Origin of the sequence: Phyllobacterium pellucidum (genome assembly GCF_013327855.1) — a bacterium.
GTDB lineage: Bacteria > Pseudomonadota > Alphaproteobacteria > Rhizobiales > Rhizobiaceae > Phyllobacterium > Phyllobacterium pellucidum.
Genome location: NZ_JABUMX010000001.1, coordinates 1,097,416 through 1,115,521 on the forward strand (window position 1 = coordinate 1,097,416; position 18,106 = coordinate 1,115,521).

30 protein-coding genes and 1 tRNA gene are annotated in these 18,106 nt (G+C 54.8%); 14 read left to right on the forward strand and 17 right to left on the reverse strand.

From position 1 onward, the window contains the following. Window positions 1-3: 3 nt before the first annotated feature. The 3 genes from HQ945_RS05365 to HQ945_RS23185 all read right to left on the reverse strand — a co-directional run bounded on the left by HQ945_RS05365 (window position 4) and on the right by HQ945_RS23185 (window position 2,791). Window positions 4-1,689: a terminase large subunit gene (locus HQ945_RS05365; protein ID WP_174207750.1), complete on the reverse strand. Its 1,686-nt coding sequence runs from the start codon at window positions 1,687-1,689 to the stop codon at window positions 4-6. Beyond that, window positions 1,686-2,111, reverse strand: coding sequence for a hypothetical protein (locus HQ945_RS05370; RefSeq protein ID WP_174207751.1), 426 nt, complete (start codon window positions 2,109-2,111; stop codon window positions 1,686-1,688). The genes HQ945_RS05365 and HQ945_RS05370 overlap by 4 nt, the downstream gene beginning before the upstream one ends. Window positions 2,112-2,437: 326 nt before the next feature. After that, the gene (locus tag HQ945_RS23185) at window positions 2,438-2,791 is read right to left on the reverse strand and encodes an HNH endonuclease (protein WP_174207752.1); all 354 of its coding nucleotides are present in this window, start codon (window positions 2,789-2,791) and stop codon (window positions 2,438-2,440) included. A 152-nt stretch (window positions 2,792-2,943) separates the two neighbouring features. On the opposite strand from HQ945_RS23185, the gene HQ945_RS05380 reads away from it, so the two are divergent. From HQ945_RS05380 to HQ945_RS05395, 4 genes are all read left to right on the forward strand, one after another. Beyond that, complete coding sequence (locus HQ945_RS05380) at window positions 2,944-3,471, forward strand: DUF4142 domain-containing protein (protein ID WP_174207753.1); 528 nt, start codon at window positions 2,944-2,946, stop codon at window positions 3,469-3,471. 143 nt (window positions 3,472-3,614) lie between these two features. Then, complete coding sequence (locus HQ945_RS05385; RefSeq protein WP_174207754.1) at window positions 3,615-3,794, forward strand: DUF3606 domain-containing protein; 180 nt, start codon at window positions 3,615-3,617, stop codon at window positions 3,792-3,794. A gap of 128 nt (window positions 3,795-3,922) precedes the next feature. Then, window positions 3,923-4,075: a hypothetical protein gene (locus HQ945_RS05390; RefSeq protein WP_174207755.1), complete on the forward strand. Its 153-nt coding sequence runs from the start codon at window positions 3,923-3,925 to the stop codon at window positions 4,073-4,075. Window positions 4,076-4,219: 144 nt separating this feature from the next. After that, window positions 4,220-4,696 carry an Hsp20 family protein gene (locus HQ945_RS05395; RefSeq protein WP_174207756.1) on the forward strand — a complete coding sequence of 159 codons (477 nt, stop codon included), beginning with the start codon at window positions 4,220-4,222 and terminating at the stop codon, window positions 4,694-4,696. A 125-nt stretch (window positions 4,697-4,821) separates the two neighbouring features. Here HQ945_RS05395 and HQ945_RS05400 read toward each other — a convergent pair whose 3' ends face one another. The 3 genes from HQ945_RS05400 to HQ945_RS05410 form a co-directional block, all read right to left on the reverse strand. After that, entirely contained in the window at window positions 4,822-5,622 is an 801-nt protein-coding gene (locus HQ945_RS05400; RefSeq protein WP_174207757.1) for a Hint domain-containing protein, read from the reverse strand. Between the two features lie 268 nt (window positions 5,623-5,890). Next, window positions 5,891-6,319, reverse strand: a complete 429-nt coding sequence (locus HQ945_RS05405; protein ID WP_174207758.1) for a hypothetical protein — start codon at window positions 6,317-6,319, stop codon at window positions 5,891-5,893. Window positions 6,320-6,944: 625 nt separating this feature from the next. Further along, a tRNA-Met gene (locus HQ945_RS05410) sits at window positions 6,945-7,022 on the reverse strand. 257 nt (window positions 7,023-7,279) lie between these two features. Here HQ945_RS05410 and HQ945_RS05415 point away from each other — a divergent pair. Further along, the gene (locus tag HQ945_RS05415; RefSeq protein WP_174207759.1) at window positions 7,280-8,038 is read left to right on the forward strand and encodes a hypothetical protein; all 759 of its coding nucleotides are present in this window, start codon (window positions 7,280-7,282) and stop codon (window positions 8,036-8,038) included. A 5-nt stretch (window positions 8,039-8,043) separates the two neighbouring features. Here HQ945_RS05415 and nusG read toward each other — a convergent pair whose 3' ends face one another. The 8 genes from nusG to HQ945_RS05455 form a co-directional block, all read right to left on the reverse strand. Then, on the reverse strand, window positions 8,044-8,625 hold the full coding sequence (gene nusG, locus HQ945_RS05420) for a transcription termination/antitermination protein NusG (RefSeq protein ID WP_174207760.1): 582 nt from the start codon (window positions 8,623-8,625) through the stop codon (window positions 8,044-8,046). 41 nt (window positions 8,626-8,666) lie between these two features. After that, window positions 8,667-9,239 carry a helix-turn-helix domain-containing protein gene (locus HQ945_RS05425; RefSeq protein ID WP_174207761.1) on the reverse strand — a complete coding sequence of 191 codons (573 nt, stop codon included), beginning with the start codon at window positions 9,237-9,239 and terminating at the stop codon, window positions 8,667-8,669. 11 nt (window positions 9,240-9,250) lie between these two features. Continuing rightward, window positions 9,251-9,481 carry a hypothetical protein gene (locus HQ945_RS05430; RefSeq protein ID WP_174207762.1) on the reverse strand — a complete coding sequence of 77 codons (231 nt, stop codon included), beginning with the start codon at window positions 9,479-9,481 and terminating at the stop codon, window positions 9,251-9,253. Next, a complete protein-coding gene (locus tag HQ945_RS05435) occupies window positions 9,468-10,094 on the reverse strand; it encodes a YdaU family protein (protein ID WP_174207763.1) in 627 nt (208 codons plus the stop codon). The genes HQ945_RS05430 and HQ945_RS05435 overlap by 14 nt, the downstream gene beginning before the upstream one ends. Further along, window positions 10,091-10,423 carry a DUF1064 domain-containing protein gene (locus HQ945_RS05440; RefSeq protein ID WP_246272539.1) on the reverse strand — a complete coding sequence of 111 codons (333 nt, stop codon included), beginning with the start codon at window positions 10,421-10,423 and terminating at the stop codon, window positions 10,091-10,093. The genes HQ945_RS05435 and HQ945_RS05440 overlap by 4 nt, the downstream gene beginning before the upstream one ends. 2 nt (window positions 10,424-10,425) lie before the next feature. Next, the gene (locus HQ945_RS05445; protein ID WP_174207765.1) at window positions 10,426-10,629 is read right to left on the reverse strand and encodes a hypothetical protein; all 204 of its coding nucleotides are present in this window, start codon (window positions 10,627-10,629) and stop codon (window positions 10,426-10,428) included. After that, window positions 10,626-11,315 carry a hypothetical protein gene (locus HQ945_RS05450; RefSeq protein WP_174207766.1) on the reverse strand — a complete coding sequence of 230 codons (690 nt, stop codon included), beginning with the start codon at window positions 11,313-11,315 and terminating at the stop codon, window positions 10,626-10,628. The genes HQ945_RS05445 and HQ945_RS05450 overlap by 4 nt, the downstream gene beginning before the upstream one ends. Before the next feature lie 164 nt (window positions 11,316-11,479). Further along, window positions 11,480-11,794 (reverse strand): hypothetical protein, encoded by a 315-nt coding sequence (locus tag HQ945_RS05455; protein WP_246272541.1) that lies wholly within the window; start codon window positions 11,792-11,794, stop codon window positions 11,480-11,482. Between HQ945_RS05455 and HQ945_RS05460 the strand changes: the two genes are divergently transcribed. Next, on the forward strand, window positions 11,793-12,224 hold the full coding sequence (locus HQ945_RS05460) for a hypothetical protein (RefSeq protein WP_174207510.1): 432 nt from the start codon (window positions 11,793-11,795) through the stop codon (window positions 12,222-12,224). The two genes, HQ945_RS05455 and HQ945_RS05460, sit on opposite strands and share 2 nt — an antisense overlap. Before the next feature lie 11 nt (window positions 12,225-12,235). On the opposite strand, the gene HQ945_RS05465 is transcribed toward HQ945_RS05460, so the two are convergent. Genes HQ945_RS05465 through HQ945_RS05475 form a run of 3 tightly spaced genes read right to left on the reverse strand, consistent with a single transcriptional unit; the run spans window position 12,236 to window position 13,571 of the window. Then, window positions 12,236-12,499, reverse strand: a complete 264-nt coding sequence (locus HQ945_RS05465; protein WP_174207768.1) for a hypothetical protein — start codon at window positions 12,497-12,499, stop codon at window positions 12,236-12,238. After that, entirely contained in the window at window positions 12,496-13,359 is an 864-nt protein-coding gene (locus HQ945_RS05470; protein ID WP_174207769.1) for a DUF2312 domain-containing protein, read from the reverse strand. Before HQ945_RS05470 ends, HQ945_RS05465 begins: the two co-directional genes overlap by 4 nt. Further along, on the reverse strand, window positions 13,356-13,571 hold the full coding sequence (locus tag HQ945_RS05475) for a helix-turn-helix transcriptional regulator (RefSeq protein ID WP_174207770.1): 216 nt from the start codon (window positions 13,569-13,571) through the stop codon (window positions 13,356-13,358). Before HQ945_RS05475 ends, HQ945_RS05470 begins: the two co-directional genes overlap by 4 nt. A gap of 94 nt (window positions 13,572-13,665) precedes the next feature. On the opposite strand from HQ945_RS05475, the gene HQ945_RS05480 reads away from it, so the two are divergent. The 8 genes from HQ945_RS05480 to bet all read left to right on the forward strand — a co-directional run bounded on the left by HQ945_RS05480 (window position 13,666) and on the right by bet (window position 18,095). Then, complete coding sequence (locus tag HQ945_RS05480; protein WP_174207771.1) at window positions 13,666-14,307, forward strand: LexA family transcriptional regulator; 642 nt, start codon at window positions 13,666-13,668, stop codon at window positions 14,305-14,307. 50 nt (window positions 14,308-14,357) lie between these two features. Further along, a complete protein-coding gene (locus HQ945_RS05485; RefSeq protein WP_207719700.1) occupies window positions 14,358-15,227 on the forward strand; it encodes an SDH family Clp fold serine proteinase in 870 nt (289 codons plus the stop codon). A 12-nt stretch (window positions 15,228-15,239) separates the two neighbouring features. After that, window positions 15,240-15,461, forward strand: coding sequence for a hypothetical protein (locus HQ945_RS05490; protein ID WP_174207773.1), 222 nt, complete (start codon window positions 15,240-15,242; stop codon window positions 15,459-15,461). A gap of 173 nt (window positions 15,462-15,634) precedes the next feature. Continuing rightward, window positions 15,635-16,066 carry a hypothetical protein gene (locus HQ945_RS05495; protein WP_174207774.1) on the forward strand — a complete coding sequence of 144 codons (432 nt, stop codon included), beginning with the start codon at window positions 15,635-15,637 and terminating at the stop codon, window positions 16,064-16,066. Continuing rightward, window positions 16,066-16,287: a hypothetical protein gene (locus HQ945_RS05500; RefSeq protein ID WP_174207775.1), complete on the forward strand. Its 222-nt coding sequence runs from the start codon at window positions 16,066-16,068 to the stop codon at window positions 16,285-16,287. Before HQ945_RS05495 ends, HQ945_RS05500 begins: the two co-directional genes overlap by 1 nt. 118 nt (window positions 16,288-16,405) lie before the next feature. After that, the gene (locus HQ945_RS05505) at window positions 16,406-16,579 is read left to right on the forward strand and encodes a hypothetical protein (RefSeq protein WP_174207776.1); all 174 of its coding nucleotides are present in this window, start codon (window positions 16,406-16,408) and stop codon (window positions 16,577-16,579) included. Then, the gene (locus HQ945_RS05510) at window positions 16,576-17,094 is read left to right on the forward strand and encodes a siphovirus Gp157 family protein (protein WP_174207777.1); all 519 of its coding nucleotides are present in this window, start codon (window positions 16,576-16,578) and stop codon (window positions 17,092-17,094) included. The genes HQ945_RS05505 and HQ945_RS05510 overlap by 4 nt, the downstream gene beginning before the upstream one ends. Next, window positions 17,094-18,095: a phage recombination protein Bet gene (bet, locus tag HQ945_RS05515; RefSeq protein ID WP_174207778.1), complete on the forward strand. Its 1,002-nt coding sequence runs from the start codon at window positions 17,094-17,096 to the stop codon at window positions 18,093-18,095. The genes HQ945_RS05510 and bet overlap by 1 nt, the downstream gene beginning before the upstream one ends. Window positions 18,096-18,106: the final 11 nt, after the last annotated feature.

Genomic DNA, 18,106 nt, shown 5'->3' on the forward strand with positions numbered 1-18,106 from the left:
TCCTTAGCCGACCATCAGCATTTGGTACTTCGGCTCTCGCTTCACTTCCGGATTGCGGCTCATGACGGTCACGGCGTCGAATAGCGCCATCACCGGGTCGATCTTCGCATCACCGGCGTTCTGTTTCGTCGCGCGGATCGCGGTTGCGGTCGGCTCGATCTTGAGGTTGCCAACGCACCAGTTCATCAGCGCTGAGCCGGAATGGCGCAGCGTGCCGTTCGTCAGCTTGCGCTCCGTCGTCTTGATGGCATTCATCATGGCGTAACCCTGCGGTGCGCCAATAATGTTCTTGGCCTCGTCGTTGACGCCGATATCGTCCAGAGCGTCGACCAGTTCGCCGAGCCCGGCCGGATCAACCGCCACTGCGGCAAGGAGGTTCCGGTCCTTGATGTCTCGAATGATCTCGACGATCTCTGAAAGGTCGTCGAGTTTGTCGTCGACGATCGTCAATTCGCCGGCGCTCTCAAAGTCCCGCAGCTTCGAAGCGATGGACTTGCGCCGATCGAGCACGCCGACATGGCACCAGGCATGTGACCAGCAGAGCCAATCTTTCGTCACGCGATGGCGCCCGACAAGTGTCAGGCCGAACAAGTCGTCGAGGCCGCCGCCATCAACGCCGGGAACGATGACCTCGCAGACCTCAAGCATGTGCTCGATCGTGATGGTTTTGTCCGCCCGTGCCTCCCAGAAGTCGGCGCCTGGCCACCGGTTGCGGCGAAGCCGCATACCGATCTCGACATTCAAATGCTTGGCGAGAAAGGTTTGAACGGTATCGCCGTCCTCGTCATTACCACTGCGAACTCGATCGAGCTTGCGCTGTAACCACTCTGCGTTGACCGACCGGCCCATATTCGGATTGGTAACGTGGAAGTTCTCAGGGTCGAGGTATGCCTCTGCCTCAATCATCGCCTCCGGAAATTCATAGAGGACGGGAAGACTGCGAGGATCCTTTATCTTTCCGTCGCGCACATCGCGAAAGTAGTTGAGCCTTTCCTTGAAAACGCCGGCCGGCGGCTCGTCGGATTGCGTTGATATGTAGATCACGAAGCCTTCGGGCCTCGATATCAGTCCGCCAGTGGCTTCCTGAAGCATGGCAGATGCCCCGGCCCGTTTACCGAAGAGCCACAACTCCTCGATTAGGACAAATGCCGCTTTCTTCCCACCGACAGTGTTTGTATCGGCAGCCACCACTTTCAAAACGGCCCGCGTCGTACGGTGCGTGATCTGCTTGAGGTTGTCTTGCACATGCAAGAGGTCCACTAATTCGGGATCGGCGCGAACCATATCCGCAGCAGGCTTGAAGGAATTGTTGGCAATTTCCAGTGTCGGCGCCAGGATCAGGAGTTCGGCCGAGTGTCGCCAATTCCGAATGAGGGCCGTCAGCATTATTCCTGCAGCCAAGGTGCTCTTAATGTTCTTCTTGGAGATGAGGAGAAAGAACTCCTCAATCATCCGCTTGGCGCTTTCGTGATCGTAGGCACCGAACACGGCCCTCACGAAATCGAAAACATATTCCTCGCAAGCTTCACCGAAAGTCGGCTGTCCAGGAACATCAACGATGCGAAGTGACTTAAAGACGGCAAGCGCCGCCTCAGCTTCATCCGGGAAGAGCGGACCGCAAGGGATGAGTGAACGGCCCTCCACGATGCGCCGCTCCCAGTCGGTGCAACTCGTATCCCACGCGATCATTTATTATGAACGACCAGCTTTGGCGGCATTGGCGGAGCGAACTTGCCCGCGACATTCTGGGCGGCAATCTGCTGTTCTTCTTTCTTGCCTAGTTTCGGCGCCTTGGACTCCCGAGCTTTTACGGCGTCGGCAGCGGCAGACACTCGGCCCATCTCCTCGAGCTTCTTCTGCGCGGCTACGTTTCCATCACGAGCCGACTTGAACAGAAGGCCGATAATTTCCTTCCGGCGCTGAGCGTGACCGTCGGCGAGTTCGTTGGCGAAGTGCTTGCGCAAGGTGTCAGGATCAATTCTCAGAGCGCGGGCGATCATGTTGTCGCTTTCGCCAACGAATTTCATTTCCTCGACCGTCTGTCGATCCTCCAGAGAAGGACGATACGTGGGCCGCCCTCCCTTCGAAGAGCGCTTAGGTTTTTCGGTCATTTTCTATCTTTCAGCGAAAATTCCGGATCGCCGGAAAAAATTGTGCGAATGCGGGGCACGCGGGTCTAGGACGGAAGGGGTCTCAATACTTTGCGGTCCCCCCGGTCCCATTCACCGCTGTTTAAGGAACGTTTGGCAGCATCGCCGGATGTCAAACAACATCTATCAGTTCAGACGCATCAAGTGGGGCGATCCCAAACCGAAACTGAAGGTATTGGTCGAGGACTTTCAGCGACGCGTATGGCTTGACCATCTTTCCATAAGGTCTTTCTGCCTGCTCGTTTCAGCCTTGGCTCTGACCAGCTTTTTCTTGACACTCGTGGTGTTCAGAACGTAGCCGTTCGCTCCTGTCGCTGCTTCTCACTGTCATGGCAGACCCTACACACACACTGGATGTTGGCGTCCTTCCAGAATAGGTACTCGCTACCCCGATGGGGTGTCTTATGGTCCGCCACCAGTTGAGAGGTATTGGGCTCGATCCTCCCACACATCTGGCAGGTGAACAGATCGCGGACAAGGACCGACATCCTTAGCTTTTGCCAACGTGCCGTCTTGTACCACTTGCGCCACGGCTGGGTGTCATCCCTGTAGCGCGAGCGTTCTGCCTCATCGCCTGGCGCGTAACGCTTGAGCCGAGGGGCCAGCGTGCCAACCTTGGGCTTGAGCGGGGTCAGTGCCATCTGATTAATCCCACTTTCCCAATTCACAGCCCGTCCATGAATGCTGTCGCGCCGCGTGTTTCCGGCGATCTGGTACGATTGAAAGCCGGCTTGCGCTGTTGGAACAGTGTTCTCTACCCCGCGTTGTTCGCTCAGTGCAAAGGAGAACCCAGATGAACAAGCTTTTAGTGACTGTTGCCTTGTTAATGATGTCAACGTCGACGTTTGCCCAGACGGCGGCTGAAAAGACCGGCGTCAACTCTCTGATCGGGGTGGCCCCCAAAACGGAAGATTTCGTTATGGAAGCTGCCACCAGTGACATGTTTGAAATCGAGTCCAGTAAGCTCGCCGCGGAACGGGCTGACGATCCTACCAAGGTTTTCGCGAAGCAGATGATCGCGGACCATCAGAAGACGTCGGCGGAGCTGAAGCAATTGGTTGACAGCGGGAAGGTCAAGGCCTCAATCCCTACGGCAATGACATCAGCGCAGAAAAGCACGCTTGATAAGCTCAACGGTCTGCAAGGTGAGGATTTCACCAAGCAGTATCACTCCGATCAGGTTTCGGCGCACAAAGACGCAGTTGACCTATTCAAGCGCTACGGCGAAGGCGGCGATAATCCCGACCTTAAGGCGTGGGCCGCTACGACAGAGCCGGCCTTGGAACATCATCTGATGATGGCCCAGGATCTCGATAAGTAAGCAACAACTGGAACCCAGGAAAGCGCTGCTCGCCATGAGCGGCGCAATCGGGTTAGTGGCGGAGCCGCTCTTAAAAGGCGGCCGGAACCTAATTCCCCTGCGGCTGTTGAGAAACAATCAGCCACAGCCGCGGAGAAACCCAAATGTCAGATGACAAATCCAAGCAGGACAATCGAGACCGCGCCACAGTATCGGCAAGCGAGGACTATGAGGTGAACTACCTCATGACGAAGCATGACATCAGCAGGGACCGGGCGCTTGAGCTGATCAAGAAGCACGGCGGCAGTCGCAAGAAGATCGAGAGCGAACTTGGAGGTCACTGACCAAATGGCCGCCTATGATCTGTTGTGGACGACGCTTCCAGTCTTGATCGCCGCCCTTCTCTCCTCCATTCCCGAGATCGGCCCACCCAAAAGTGGTCATCGTCATCTTGCTACTGAAGGACGGTAGAATGGAGTATTTGTGGTTTGCGGTGGTGTTTGGCGGCCCGATCGTCCTCGGCGCAATCCTTGCTTTGGGAATGATGAAGCGCCGGCGCCTTACCGCGCAAGAAAAGCAGGCCTCAAAAGAAGCAACCAGGAAGCTTTATCGCTCGGACGATTAGCAATTTTTTGCACCGAAAATCTTGACACGGTTTCCTGCCATTACCAAATTTTCGCGGTCGGTTGCACCTCAGTGGACCGACGTCAGGGAGCGCCAAGCTTCTTGGCGCGCCTCATTTCTATGTTGCTCAAAGGAGGACCTAGCTATGAGAAGCAACGTCGATTTTTCCCCGTTCTACCGGTCGAGCGTCGGCTTTGACCGAATTTTCAATCTGCTCGAAAACTCCACGCAACCGCAAGGCTCGGACAGATGGCCCCCGTATGACATCGTCAAGCTTGGGGAGGACAAATATCGCATCGTGATTGCTGTGGCCGGCTTCAGGCAAGATGACCTCGCCATCACCCATGAGCCAAATTTGCTGGTGGTCAAGGGTGACAAGTCCGTTGATGAAGAGCTGCAGTATCTTCACCATGGTCTGGCGCTAAGGCCATTCGCCCACCGCTTCGAGCTTGCGGACCATGTGAGCGTTACCGATGCGCATGTCGACAATGGCCTGTTGATCATCGATCTCAAAAAGGAGATCCCCGAGGAAATGAAGCCGCGTCGTATCGCGATCAGTGGTATGGGTAAAACTATAAGTGGCGAAAGCTCGAACCAGGTGAAAGACAGCCGCGCTGCGTAATAGTCCCGCTCAGCCTCAGTGCTCCTGGGGCTGAGCTTTATTTGCGGGCTAGCGACACCTATCCGCGATGGCCTATTTGCACCATCGAGTTGGCTGCAGCGATCCTACGGCGTAAGGTCGTAGTGTCATGCTACGAGCCCTTCGGCTCTTGCTGCAATTCTTTCAGAGGCTTCCTGGACCGGATCGCGCATCGGCACAAACGAAGAGACGCCAAGGCAAAGGAGAGCCTTCAGGTGTTCCCGGCCACCTTCATATCCCACGATTGGCGCGAAGGGTGCCATGGTCACGAACGTTTCCGCACGATAAAGCCGGTTGTATTCAGCAAAGTTTGTAAAGGATTCGTGGTTGCTCCCTCGAAGCAGGAACGTCTCAATAGGCGTCCCCTCCGCCAAGATCACTTCGTGAGTGTCAAGCATGATGTTGTAATAATCCAGCTGCGAGGTTTCTGCAAAATCAGCAGGTGCAATCGAAATGCCGTTCACCAGTTCCTTAACCCGGATGAGCACGCCATCGATAAACAGAGCGTGGTTGGGCGAAAGATAAAGATCCTTGTGCGGTGTGCGCTCATCGAGCGCCTGGCGCGCAATGCGGATTGGCATGACGTTGTCAGGCCAGCACGGGCCACTCTTCTTGTAGCGCTGGTGGCCGATCCATTTCACCGCCATGGCTTTGCCGCGCACAGTTTCAACAAGATCACCGATCCGAATATCCTCTATCCGCACCTCACCCGTCGGGGTCATGATAGAGGTACCGCGGAGAAAGCAATTGCGATCGCCACCCTTGGGAGGCTTGTCCTTAGGGGGCTTGTCCTTGGCCAGAGCTGGCAATGAGGCAACTGTGACAGCCGCGCTTGCCGCCGCTACGACGCCCAGAAAATGACGGCGCGCCCTGCTGCTCGGCCTGTTCGGTTTGGTATTTGATGTCATCTGGCCCTCCGTGTGCTTCTGCACCTGTTTGTTGTTGTCGAGGATTGCTGACGACCATTCTACATTAGCTTCACGCTTCAGGAGCTTTCAATTTGCGCTTGATCTATACCAATATAGGCGTAAGGCGCGCTCCCAACGAAGGAGCCCCTACTCCTTTTGGTGAAGATAGTGCAGTTCTATCGCCACCGCGCTGGTCGCGATCTCATCTCAGCCTGGCGGGCGTTGCGCACTTCCCAAGACTCGTCCATCAGCCACGGCTCGGTCGGCTTCATGCGGCCTCCAGCCAATCAAGCGAGGAGAAACGCTCATCGCCGGTCAGTGTGAGGATCGTCGAGTATGAGATGTGATCGCGCGGATTCTCGCCGACAGTTTTCAACCATCTCACTTGCACAGTGATGGCTTCGATCTCGAGATCGTTGACGCCCTCGAACACGTTCCCGTTCATCGGGATGCCATTGCTGTGCTGCACATGATGGACGAGCTCGTGCACCATGACACACTGGTCGTACCGACTTCCCTCTCGCCAGCGCTTCAGTGTTATGACCGGCATCCACCGGACCGAGAAGCGTCCGCACGCCTCCATATCGGGATCGATGTGGATGAAGGGCAGAAACTGCGGCCGCGTATATTCGAGAAGATCAGCACTGAAGTGCATAAACTCCAACGCCTGCTTATACACGCTCACTTCTTCTGCCACTTTGGTGGCTTCTTCCTTATCGGCCTGTCAGGCTTTGGCAGTGCAAGCGCAGTGCTTGACAACAGCATGCCGATGGCTGCGATAAACGCGCGACGTGTCACGGGATGTCACCTTGATCAGCTATGAGAAGGGTGGTTGTATCTGCCCAGAATCATACGGAGTTTTGCCATTGGCCGTTTACCTAGCCATCGCTTCGGCGGTCTTATCTGTATTGTCATGCGTCGCCTGGTTTTGGGCGGCCGCAGTGCCATCCCCCGTTAAGAAACACCCGAGCGGATTCTCCGGCGGGATACTCATAAACGACGATCCCCACGTGGGCATGAATTTGTTCGGCGCGTTACCAGTGACATACGAACAACATCGAGCTCATGAAAAGACGATCGCCGGTAGGAACTTTGTCGCGGCGATCCTAAGCGCCTGCGCTGCAGTACTCGCCCTTGCATCGGCACTTTGGCCATATCTGGGGTAATGTGGCATCACCCGCAGGGCGGATGACCAGTGCAAACGCCCTTTGGGCCATGCATCGTTGAATCAGAACGGGCGGGGCCTGCAATTAACCCCGCAATGCGCGCTGGCTTTGACCGTGCTACGGCATGCAGAATTTCACCGTGTCGCCGTTTTGATTTGGTTGCGGAGGCAGGATTCGAACCTGCGACCTCTTGGTTATGAGCCAAGCGAGCTGCCAGACTGCTCCACTCCGACAAAAGCCTTAAGAATAGAAATCCATTTACCGCGAGCTATTTGCTCGGGCTGGGTTTGACCGGCGAGTATTCCCCTGTCCAAAGGTCCGCGCTGAACATCAAATCATCCACCTGCGCGTATATACTGATTTGTTTCCTATGCAAAGGATTATTTTCATCAAAGCGTTGAAGTTATCCACCGCGTCATGACGGGACGCCATTGTTGTCCATCTCAGCAATGTGCCAGATGGAATGAATCAACTCGCGGTCGAGGGACGTTGTGGACCAGTTTTATTCCGTATTGCTGTCGATTTGGGACGGGTCAAAGTCGGCATTTGCCCTCCTGGGTGTTGCTGGAATTTCTTTCGGTACAGTCGTCGCCACCGCGTTCGGCCTGTTCAAGGTCTTGGGAGAGAAGTGGCTGAATCAGAAATTTGCTACCCAACTGGAAGCGTTCAAATCCGAGCAGTCGCGGGAGCTTGAGAAGCTGCGCCACCGCATCAATGCTGTTTTCGATAGAACGAAAAGGCTGCATGACCGTGAATTTGAGGTCCTGCCAAATGTTTGGGCGAAACTTGTTGAAGCGAAGGCTTGGGCGAGCGGATACCTATCGCCATTTCAACAGTATCCCGACCTAGATCAAATGCCATCTGCCGACCTTGAGGAATTTGTTGAAGGCACGCGTTTCTCGGCAGCTCAGAAGCGCGAGATCATAAACTCACGTAAAAAGCTCGACGCGTATATCAAAATCCACAATCTGTACCGACACAATGATGTTCTGAAACATCTACAGGAAGCGAGCCTCGAATTGAGCAAGCATGGGGTGTTTGTACTTCCAGAACTACGAAACGAAATGAAAACGCTCATCGATATCATCCATAAGGCTGTTATCGAGCATCAGATGAACCACGAAATAGATATCGGGCCACGTCTGAAAGAAGGTTCAGAACGGCTGAAACATGAGGGTGAACCTCTCTTCAACAAGATCGAAGAATCGATAGCGAAGCGATTGTGGGATTCGACAACTACCGAAGTCTGATCCACTCACGCAATGGACAACTGTCGAGCCTCGAACTCCACTGGCGTCATTCTGCCAAATAGTTCAATAAGAGCGACAATTGTGCCTGATTTTGTTACCTCGCCAACTATGCCACCAAAGGTTGCGAATGGGCTCGTTGCATCAGTGACGAATACACTCGAGCCGGATGGATACCGCATCAGAGTAGTTTCCTTCTCCGTCTTAGCTTCCTCCTTGCGGTGAATGCGCGCCGCCCTGGTGTCGTCGAATTTCATGTCAACTTCTGCAAGGTAGATTTTTTCGACGTCTTTCGAGGGGACTATAATCGGTCGACCGTCGACGCCGAGGATGCACTCTACGCCGTCGCTCTCCCTCACCGCATAGAAATTGACATTGCGGGGCGCGAATCCCACGAACATATATCGCGGCATCAGCGGCTGCTCTTTTACCACATAAGCTTTGGTCCGGCGGTGCTGAATCTCAATACGGTGACGAGGATAGTATGTATCGAACCCCGCCTTCCGAAGATTTTCGAACGCCTTGTCCTCGCCCTTCACCCTCGTGCGAACGACGTACCAGTGTTTGTCCGTATCAATTGCCGCCTTCATTACCTGTCCTTGGAAATTGGGGTGTCGCCTCCCCTTAAAATTTAAGCTTCGGGCTGTTCTCGGTTGCCACGCCAGACGCCCATCTTCTTCAACGCGTGAAGGACTGTCGTATGGTCACGACCGCCGAAGAGCTTACCGATCTGGGTCAACGAAAAATGCGGACACAACACGTGGATATCGGCCATGGCAGCCTGCCTCACGGCTACCACCGCTCGCGCTCGAGCATCGCTCATCACCTCCGAGTACGAGAATGGTGACCGCCGCACGTGATGTTGAATAATTTCGGCCGCGCGATATCGCACTTCCATTGCACCAACAATCGCCGCGGCCGATTTGTATTTCTCCACCAGGTGGCTCAAGCGAAGCTGTCCGATGTTCTCCAGAAATTGCGCTCGAAACAGTTCCTCCTGCTGCGCGACTTCCCACTCCCGGGCAAGCCTCAGCGTGGTCGCGCGTTGGCTCTGTTGCTTGGCCAGTTCAGCCGCGTCTCGGGCAACGCGCCGGTGCTCTGCCGTTTCCTGCCTGCGGCGCTTCTCCCAAACCTGCTTAACAAATTTCGGGTTCATCCCCCGATAGCGACGATCTAGAATTTGCTCTGCTGTTTCATCCAACATTTCACGCACTCCTACTGGATAATTAGCTGGCCTGGCTTCACGCCGGCGCGAGTCATGATCTCCCGCATCTGCTTGCGGTACCGAACCTCATCGCAAAGCTGCGCCGTGGAGGGGCAATAGGCCTTGTTGACCTCCTTGACCTCGCCTTGACGGAATCTCTCGACCGCTGCCAGCACGTCGACACATTCGAAGTCCTCGACCGCATCGAGGTAGGCGCGGAGTTGCAAGTCAGGATCGGACATGGGCGATTGCGGGAAACTCCCGAACAGTTTGGTCAATGACTTTGTCGCCTCGATCTTCTCCGAATTGTTCATTTTCCTTGAGCTCCTGGATCAGTGAACGTGCTGCATCTGTTGATTTCCGAACATGGACAAATCCGTTCGGTTTTCGCGCGCTTGCGCGCTCAGAAAAACTGGTAGGTTTTTCTATGGGATTGGATTCTGGGTTATGGGGGCTTTCGTTTCGCTTATCGTTTGGGTTTCCATTTTGAAAACCGTTCGCTTGATCTAAGCGGTTGTTTATATTGGCTTTGGGTCTGCCACCACGCGAACCATTGGCCGCATTTTTGTTGCGCTTTTCGCTCACATAATCCCATTCTTTTTTGAGACGTTTTTGCGTGAGGAAATCGCCGTCTACGGTAAGGAATGGCATGAGCCGCTTCCGCATCTTGCGCCAGGCTTTGATGTCCAGACCCACGATGCGAGCGATGTCGCGGTCATCGTCTGGCACAGTCCCATTACGGCGCCACATGGCCATGAGCAGCAGGAAGTAAGCTCCATGCTCTTCGGTGCTGAGATGCGTTGTGTCAGCCAGATAGGCATCTGGGAACACCGGCATGGCGGGAGCGGAACTCATGACTTCACCAGAACGATGTCATGGCCGAAAACCGCCCGGAACAACTTCGCCTTTATCTTGAAATCCTTGGTGTCGACGCCTTTAACGTCCTCGGTGAAGCGCTGTTTTGAATGAACGTGCCAATAAGTGAAATCACCAATGTAAGTGCACACCTGGACGCCATTGACGTTGAGTTTGAATCGCGGTTGCAATTCTAGCTCGGTGAGCTCGCCAGCCGCCTGCAGCAGCTTCAATTCACAATAGGGCTTGCCCTCCGCCTTGCTGTCAAAGCGAATACCGTCGATCCAAGGCTTTGTCTGCGACATCGCGCGGAATTCGGTGGCGGTCATTCTCATGCCGCACCTCGGTCACGGTCAGCGGCAGCGGAATAATCAGACACCGCCTGCTTCAATACAGCGAGCTCGCGCCAGCGCGTTTCTATCTCGTGATCTGGACGCTTGCGCCGCCCCTCGGAAAAATCCTGAAGCCAGGTTGCCTTTCCGATGACGAGCTTGTTGAGCTCGTCCACCATCTCGTGGTTTGGGATCCGACTCATTCGGCAGCCTCCGCGAAAAGGTTTGATTGGCGGGCGTCGGAGTGGCGGTCGAGCATGCGGAGAACGGTCTCGCCTTCATGCAGATTGTCCCAGACGAACCAAGCGTTGAGCATCGGCGGAGCGCCCTGCCCAGTGAAATCGATCTTCCAGCGCATCAGGTAGACGCGCGCCGGCGGATGTTGCGCCCAAAAATGCTTGAGACCACCGGCACCCGGCCAACCCCAATTCATCAGCAGCGCCATGTATTCGACGTTGAGGACGTCGAGGGCATGCTTCAGCCAGCGAGCCTTACCGTTGCCCCAGCCGCATTCAGCGAAAGGGGGATTCGTGACGATGGCGTAGGATGGGGATGTCGCTTCGGAATAGTCGTAGAAATCCCGGATGACAGCACCGATTCCGCGATCGATGAGATCCGACGCATTGACGTCGAGGCCGACCACTTCCATTTCCCGAACCATAGCGCCATCGCCAGCGGCTGGCTCCCAAATCGTGCGGAACTGCCTTAGCCTGCCGATCTCGGCCGCCAGCAAGGCCCGCGTCGGCTCCGGGGGCGTCGGATAGAATTCATCTGGCTCCCGCTCGAGGTGCTCTACCTTCTCATATGAGCCGTCAAGATTCCGCTGAACGACCGGCTTTGACTTCTTGCCGGTGGCGCGAAACAGTCCGCGGGCGGAAGGCGCGTTCATGGGCGCACCTCAAACGCGAAGTAGAGAAGCAGGACGAGCAAGGCAAGGAGAGCCGATGCTACCACTAGCCCGACAATTTCTTTGGCAGTCAAAGGCGCACGGTTATCGTTCACTTATCGACCTCCTTGATCTCTGGCGCGATCCATTCAGCCAGCGAAGCCGCTTTATCGCGAAGCTTCGCCGCGATCCGTAGCCGACGCTGAGTCGACAGCCATCGCAGCAATACGGGCGGTCTCGGATTTGAATGCTGCATGGGATTCCTTCGCTCGAATGACTGAGCGCATCTCTTCGATTTCGCGATGGTCGATCCGTGTAGTTTCTTTGTTGAAAATTGAGCGGACACGGCGGCGCGTCCATTCTCTGTTCCTGGTACTCAAAGCACGATACGCACGGTCCAACATGCTCTTGACCGGTTCGCGTACACCTCGATGGCCGATCACGTCGTCGAGTAAGTTGGCGGCTAGATCAGCATCAGACATGGCTGGTCCTTCCGAAAACTTGGGTGAGATTTCCACGGGCTTGGGAGATGTTTCCGACAATCTGGGCGACTCCGCTCATATGGTTGACCACATGAGCGAGCCACTGAACACAACGGAGACAGCGACGAAGCACGTAAATGATGGGGCCAACAACCAGAGCGATGGGGATCACGAGGTTGATGACTGGTCGGAAAAAAGGATTGGGTTTCTCGTAGAAGGCGTACTGTCCAGCGCACGAAAAACGAGAAAAAAGACGGGAGAAGCCAACGCCGCGGCTTCTCCCGTCAGCATGTCCGCAGCTCCGGGAGGTGTTAAGAGCGCGAACAATCCTATTAACAGGCTGGCCGTCCGAGCGCGCATGCGCAAGAACGGCGTCAGTTTTGCCGGACACGCCAATGAGAATTTCAGGGCGGAAAAGCAAATCAAATGAAGCGCGGTCCATTATGCAAGCCTCGCCAGGATAGGCGGAAGGCCGTCGGCCACGCGCAGATCGTCAACAAAGCGCAGCAATCCGCGCCAATCGAATTTTCGGCGAGGCATCCCGTTTCTTGAAAAGATGTATTCGTAACGGTGTCCACTGAGCCTGTAGCCGTGCTTTTCAAGATACGATCGGATCGCAAGAAAGTCGGTGCTTTCACCCCGCGAGAACCTGCGTGGCGCGCCATTGCGGTCCATCCAGTCGGAGATCATCTGCTCGGTCGTCATGCGACCTCGCCTTCAACCGCGATCAGCTTCGAACAGGAGTAGCAATGTCCCAGCCCAGACGCACCGCAAGCCTCAGGCTTTTGGCAATGAGGACGGTAGTCGCGGATCGACTTCGTCTGGTCCTTCAGAAACGACGGTGTCTCAAAATTGGCGACGGCTTGCTCGGAATTGCACCCGGTTATGGTATTCCCGCTTTCGCGGCCCTGACCGACGATGGCGGAACCATCGCTTTTTGCGCTGCCCGGTTCCGAGCTTTCTGGTTGGCCGTCGGCAACCACCAAGGAGGACGGGTCAGGGGTGAAATTGGATGCGCCGACTTCCACGGCGCTGCTGGCGCGCGACGCGCTGCTGTCTACATCGCCCTGCTCCATGTTGGCCGCGATAAGTTCGTGGCTGGGGTCCATCCCATCGGGCGCCTTGCCGTGGGAAGTTGTGATCGCGCCCGTCTCCGGATCAATGTGTTCAGCGGCTTCACGCTCGATCATAATATCGACGGCAGCGATGAGAGCCTTGCGGCCTGTTTCGGTCTGAACTGCGTTTGCAACCGTGGCAACGAGCTTCGCGCTGACTGGAAATTCTTCAATGTTTTCTCGTGCACGCGCAGACGCGGGCGCCCGACCACCGGTCTCGTAGGCCGTGAGATAGAGATCGAAGATCGCCTCGCGCTCGTGCAAAGTGTCGCGGCCGACCTTTTCGACCTTTCGCAGATGTGCGACGACGTTGCCCAGAGCGGTCTTGTCGTAGCCCCTGCCCTTTGCCTCAGCGTAAACCTCGCGGATGTCTTCGCCGAGCGTGTCCTGTTCTTCCTTGAGGCGGAGAATGCGATCAATGAATTGCTTTATCTCAGCTTCAGCGCTCATGCTGCAACCTCTGGCACCTCAAAAAACCAGGAGTCGTCCCAATCGATGCCGCGTTCAGCAGCCGCTCGTCGGATCGCCTGCATCTCATCCAAAGAGGGCGCAATACCATTCTCCCATCTAGAGACGGACGGCTGCCCGACGCCCGCAAGTGATGCGAACTGGGCTTGCGTTACTTTGAAGATGTGTTTTCGGATGTGCTTCAGCGCGTTCATATCACGCATATTATACGCAAACGCATATCTTGCAAGCGTAAAAATATACGCAGACGTATTTTTCTATATACGTGGACTTATATAACGTGCCGCTATGATCACGATCGAAGAGAAATTGCGAGCGATTCTCAAATCCACTGGCTGGCGACAGCAGCACATAGCCGAAAAGCTGAATGTAACCCAGGCAACCGTCAGTCGTTGGTTTTCAGGCTCCGAACCCGAGGGCCATCGGCGCGACGCAATCAACCAGATGTACGATGATCTGGTAAATCATGAAGTACGGCACTTGCCAGAAGGGACTTCCGTTCCGCTGATGGGGTACCTAGGTGCCGGGGCTGAGGTCGAGCCAGAATATGAACAAGTGCCTCACGAAGGCCTCGAACAGATCGAGATCCCTTTCCATCTTCCAGACGACATGATCGCTTTCAAGGTGCGCGGCGATTCAATGCTGCCGGTGTTCAAACATGATTCCGTAATTGTCGTGTACCGCGACCAGAAAAAGCCTCTTGAGGCGTTCTACGGCGAAGAGGCCGCGGTCCGTACACAAGACGGACGTCGCTTCATAAAAACCATCATGCGCGGTCAGTTGGGGGTGAATCTGCTTTCTTGGAATGCTGCTCCTATTGAAGATGTAGTTCTAGATTGGGTCGGAGAAATATTTGCTGTGCTACCTCCATCCTCGATCCGAAAAATGTCGAGGCATGGAATTCAGGGTCAGCTACGGTTTCGAGGGTAAGCGGTCCAACACAAGGGTCGCCCCGAGGGTAAATGGGGAGAAAACTGTACGTGGCAGTTTATGATGAAATAATTTTCAACGTCGCAAAAGAAGCTGAAGCCGAACTATCAAAAAAACTTGATGCTGATATTCTCTTCTTCAGCGGAGAAATGCGAATGACGATCTTCGCATGGTTCCGTGAACTCATTGAGAAGCTGGCAGCACGGCCAGAAAAGAAACAAGCGATTGCAATCTTCCTTACAACTCCAGGTGGCCAGGCGGAGGCTGTTGAAAAGTTCGTAGAAGTCGTACGCCACCATTACAAATTGGTCTATTTCGTTGTTCCAGTGGTGGCCATGTCGGCGGGAACGATCTTTTGCATGTCGGGCGATAAGATATTTATGGACTATTCCTCTTCTTTGGGTCCAATCGACCCACAGGTCCTTGATCGAGAAGGAAAATATCTTGTGCCTGCCCTTGGACACCTCGACAAACTGAACGAGATGATCCAAAAATCGAAACAAAATACTATCTCACCCGTTGAGTTTCAGTGGATGATGAATCAGGATCTAGCCATGCTACGATTCTACGAGCAAGCAAGAGATTTGTCAGAAGCTCTCTTGAAGCGATGGCTGGTTCAATACAAGTTCAAGGATTGGACGGTACATAAGAGGCGAAATGGCACACCTGCCGTAACAGACGATGACAAGCGGGAAAGAGCGGCTGAGATTGCAAAGCTGCTTTCCGATAACAGTCATTGGCACTCACACGGCAGAATGATCGGGATGCAGACACTCAAGGACGAGTGCCGATTGGAGATAGATGATTTTGGGAATGATTCCGCATTGCAGGGTGCTGTCCGCCGTTATAACGACACTCTTAGTGATTTCATGAGTAGAATGAACCTGACGTCTTATTTGTACACGAGCACAATCAACTAGGTGGAGGATCAAATGGACATAACTGATATACTCAAGGGACTCCAAGATTATCCCAACACTGCATCGGACGAATTTCGCCGGCAGCTAACGATTGTTGAGACTATCAAGGAACAAACTGGATATCAGAACATCGATCACACGCCTGCAGTCGGTATGGATCGCTCACGGGAATATTTGCCGGTAGCGCGACCATCGTTGGTCCGAACCTACGGTACTGCATTGCATAAAGTCTGATCATTCCTTCTATTTCAGAATTTGCATAAACCGCCTTCGGGCGGTTTTTTGTTGCCTAATAAGTAAAGGCGGCAATATACGCTTGCGTAAGGTTTTATGCGTTCGCGTATTATTTTGATTGACGATTATTCGTTTGCGTATATTATACGTCCATCAGGCAACGGATGGATGCAATGAACATCATCAACCACGAATTCAAAACGCCAACGCAGATCGCAGCCGAAACCGGCTTTATCATCGAAAGCCTAGGCGACGCTCTTCGACAGTTCCAGGACACCAATTCCAAGCACTATGCTTGCGAAGCGGCGGTGAATGGCGTGGCGGCATTCTGGGTTCGGACGAACTACGGCAACACTGCGTCGGCGCGGCTCACTGATACCGCCAATCTTACCGGCGATCTGAACACGGCAATCGCCCTGGTCCAACTGCCTCTGCCGGTCTGGACCATCTTTCAGCAACTCGAAGCGCTGATCCCACTCAACCGAACAGCCGCCAAACAGATGGTCGTTGAGTATTCGAAGCTTGGGCACATGCGTGATGTCGAAGAGCTGCTCGCCCGTGAGACGCACATTATTTGCAACGGCTTCAAGTCGAGGGGGATGTGATGCGCTATCGCGACTTCACCATCGAGCATCCGCTTGCTGGTCCGGCCTACGGCTTTCTGGGAATTCACCAACAGTACGATGGCCCCGAAGATGACCGCTGCTTCCACGGCAAGACCGTCGACCACGTCAAGACAGAGATCGACAAGTGGTGGGAACTGGACGACCCCATCGAGGTCGAAGAGTTCGATGACGATTTCAACAATGATCTGACCGAGGAGTGATCCAGATGCAAAGTTTGCTTGTCGCAATTGCCTCCCTTTTGGGCTTCACCGTCGTCGTTCTCGGCACCATTGGAAGCACCCTGCAGAAGTCTGAGTCGGCCCGCGCCGAGGTCGATCAATGACCGGAGAACAAATCTGCATCGCTGCCGAACTGGCATGCATCGAACGCCTCTCCCGAGAGGAAGCTCTGCAGCACATTGAGGATCGCCTGCTCAAAGAGCCAAACGACGCTGTTCGGCGGGCTTTGAAGCGCACCTATCACAGTCTCTTCGAACGGAAGGAGCTCGCATGAGCGACGCGTCCCACAGTGTGCACCGCCAGGCCGAAGCGGCAAAGCGACTTCTCGCCAGTCTCCGAGAGAGTGGTGATGCCGATGACCAGGACATCGTCGAGACGGCAATCGAAGGCGAGACTTCGTTGCTCGAAGCAATTGCCGCTGCAATGGACGCCAATGATGAGGATGACATCCTGATAGTTGGCATCAAGGCCAAGGAAGAAACGCTCGCTGAGCGGCGTAGGGCTGCAGAGCAACGCATCGAACGCCGTCGCGCTGCGATGGAGCAGGCGATGATCGTCACGGACCAGGAAAAGTTTACGCTGCCAACGGCGACGATCTTTCTCACCAAGCGCAAGCCCAACATCGTCGTCGACAACGAGGCGGACATTCCAGCCGCCTATTGGACTATCCCCAAGGTCGAACCAAAGCTCGACAAAAAAGCGCTCAAGGAAGCGCTGGAGGCCAAGGAAGAAATCCCAGGCGCCCACCTCGACAATGGTTCTGTCTCAATTTCCATCAGGAGGAAATAATGAACGCGGTCTCTCAGTATACCCATTCCAGCAAGCAGATTGCACTGATTCAGAGCACAGTCGCGAAGGACTGCAACACAGCGGAATTCAACCTTTTCATCGAGGTGGCGCGCGCGAAGGGCCTTGATCCGTTTCTCGGCCAGATCATTCCAATGATCTTCTCGAAGGATAATGCGAACAAGCGGAAGATGACCATCATCATCAGCCGCGATGGTCAGCGCGTCATTGCGCAGCGATGCGGCGATTATCGTCCGGCAAGCAAGACGCCCACGTACGAGACCGATCCGGGCCTTAAAGGGCCAACCAATCCTCAGGGAATAGTATCCGCCACCGTCTATCTTTGGAAGCAAGACCCGAAAACCGCAGAGTGGTTTGAGGTGGCCGGACAGGCATTTTGGGAGGAATTCGCCCCGATCTCATTCGCTCCGAGCCAGTACAGTTACGTCGAGACTGGCGATACCTGGGACAATGGCAAGCCTAAGAAGATGAAGGTGCTGAAAGATGGCGCTGCCCCATCGCTGGATGACAGCGGTAACTGGTGCAAGATGCCTCGCTTGATGATTGCGAAATGCGCAGAGATGCAGGCGCTACGAGCCGGCTGGCCTGAACAGTTCACCGGACTTTACGACGAGGCCGAGCTCGACCGGGCTAAGATGCTTGGTTTGACCGCATCCGAAATCGCCGAACATGAGCGCGAGGAAAACCGGCTCAAGCTGATCGCTGGCAACGACGCCATCACTGTCACTTGGGGCGATGGGTGGGCGCTGGAAAATGTGCCCGTCGGCAAGTTCTTCGATCGCGCCGAACAATTTATCAATGAAAGCGACCCGTTGACCGTGGCGAAATGGGCCGACGCCAATCGCGATCCATTGCGCACATTCTGGGCGAAATCGCCCACCGACGCGCTGGAACTCAAGAAGCTGATCGAAGCTATCTCGAAGCGGAAGCCTGCCAATCTTTTGGACCAGCAGGCCGCTGTCCAAAACATGATGGCCGGCTAACAACGGGAGGA

Excerpts from the sequence above, each read along its gene's own strand:
- HQ945_RS05365 (WP_174207750.1), bottom strand. The coding sequence starts at position 1,689 with ATGATCGCGTGGGATACGAGTTGCACCGACTGGGAGCGGCGCATCGTG.
- HQ945_RS05370 (WP_174207751.1), bottom strand. The coding sequence starts at position 2,111 with ATGACCGAAAAACCTAAGCGCTCTTCGAAGGGAGGGCGGCCCACGTAT.
- HQ945_RS23185 (WP_174207752.1), bottom strand. The coding sequence starts at position 2,791 with ATGGCACTGACCCCGCTCAAGCCCAAGGTTGGCACGCTGGCCCCTCGG.
- HQ945_RS05380 (WP_174207753.1), top strand. The coding sequence starts at position 2,944 with ATGAACAAGCTTTTAGTGACTGTTGCCTTGTTAATGATGTCAACGTCG.
- HQ945_RS05385 (WP_174207754.1), top strand. The coding sequence starts at position 3,615 with ATGTCAGATGACAAATCCAAGCAGGACAATCGAGACCGCGCCACAGTA.
- HQ945_RS05390 (WP_174207755.1), top strand. The coding sequence starts at position 3,923 with ATGGAGTATTTGTGGTTTGCGGTGGTGTTTGGCGGCCCGATCGTCCTC.
- HQ945_RS05395 (WP_174207756.1), top strand. The coding sequence starts at position 4,220 with ATGAGAAGCAACGTCGATTTTTCCCCGTTCTACCGGTCGAGCGTCGGC.
- HQ945_RS05400 (WP_174207757.1), bottom strand. The coding sequence starts at position 5,622 with ATGACATCAAATACCAAACCGAACAGGCCGAGCAGCAGGGCGCGCCGT.
- nusG (WP_174207760.1), bottom strand. The coding sequence starts at position 8,625 with ATGAAGGCGGCAATTGATACGGACAAACACTGGTACGTCGTTCGCACG.
- HQ945_RS05425 (WP_174207761.1), bottom strand. The coding sequence starts at position 9,239 with ATGTTGGATGAAACAGCAGAGCAAATTCTAGATCGTCGCTATCGGGGG.
- HQ945_RS05430 (WP_174207762.1), bottom strand. The coding sequence starts at position 9,481 with ATGTCCGATCCTGACTTGCAACTCCGCGCCTACCTCGATGCGGTCGAG.
- HQ945_RS05435 (WP_174207763.1), bottom strand. The coding sequence starts at position 10,094 with ATGAGTTCCGCTCCCGCCATGCCGGTGTTCCCAGATGCCTATCTGGCT.
- HQ945_RS05440 (WP_246272539.1), bottom strand. The coding sequence starts at position 10,423 with ATGACCGCCACCGAATTCCGCGCGATGTCGCAGACAAAGCCTTGGATC.
- HQ945_RS05445 (WP_174207765.1), bottom strand. The coding sequence starts at position 10,629 with ATGAGTCGGATCCCAAACCACGAGATGGTGGACGAGCTCAACAAGCTC.
- HQ945_RS05450 (WP_174207766.1), bottom strand. The coding sequence starts at position 11,315 with ATGAACGCGCCTTCCGCCCGCGGACTGTTTCGCGCCACCGGCAAGAAG.
- HQ945_RS05460 (WP_174207510.1), top strand. The coding sequence starts at position 11,793 with ATGGCTGGTCCTTCCGAAAACTTGGGTGAGATTTCCACGGGCTTGGGA.
- HQ945_RS05455 (WP_246272541.1), bottom strand. The coding sequence starts at position 11,794 with ATGTCTGATGCTGATCTAGCCGCCAACTTACTCGACGACGTGATCGGC.
- HQ945_RS05465 (WP_174207768.1), bottom strand. The coding sequence starts at position 12,499 with ATGACGACCGAGCAGATGATCTCCGACTGGATGGACCGCAATGGCGCG.
- HQ945_RS05470 (WP_174207769.1), bottom strand. The coding sequence starts at position 13,359 with ATGAGCGCTGAAGCTGAGATAAAGCAATTCATTGATCGCATTCTCCGC.
- HQ945_RS05475 (WP_174207770.1), bottom strand. The coding sequence starts at position 13,571 with ATGAACGCGCTGAAGCACATCCGAAAACACATCTTCAAAGTAACGCAA.
- HQ945_RS05480 (WP_174207771.1), top strand. The coding sequence starts at position 13,666 with ATGATCACGATCGAAGAGAAATTGCGAGCGATTCTCAAATCCACTGGC.
- HQ945_RS05490 (WP_174207773.1), top strand. The coding sequence starts at position 15,240 with ATGGACATAACTGATATACTCAAGGGACTCCAAGATTATCCCAACACT.
- HQ945_RS05495 (WP_174207774.1), top strand. The coding sequence starts at position 15,635 with ATGAACATCATCAACCACGAATTCAAAACGCCAACGCAGATCGCAGCC.
- HQ945_RS05500 (WP_174207775.1), top strand. The coding sequence starts at position 16,066 with ATGCGCTATCGCGACTTCACCATCGAGCATCCGCTTGCTGGTCCGGCC.
- HQ945_RS05505 (WP_174207776.1), top strand. The coding sequence starts at position 16,406 with ATGACCGGAGAACAAATCTGCATCGCTGCCGAACTGGCATGCATCGAA.
- HQ945_RS05510 (WP_174207777.1), top strand. The coding sequence starts at position 16,576 with ATGAGCGACGCGTCCCACAGTGTGCACCGCCAGGCCGAAGCGGCAAAG.
- bet (WP_174207778.1), top strand. The coding sequence starts at position 17,094 with ATGAACGCGGTCTCTCAGTATACCCATTCCAGCAAGCAGATTGCACTG.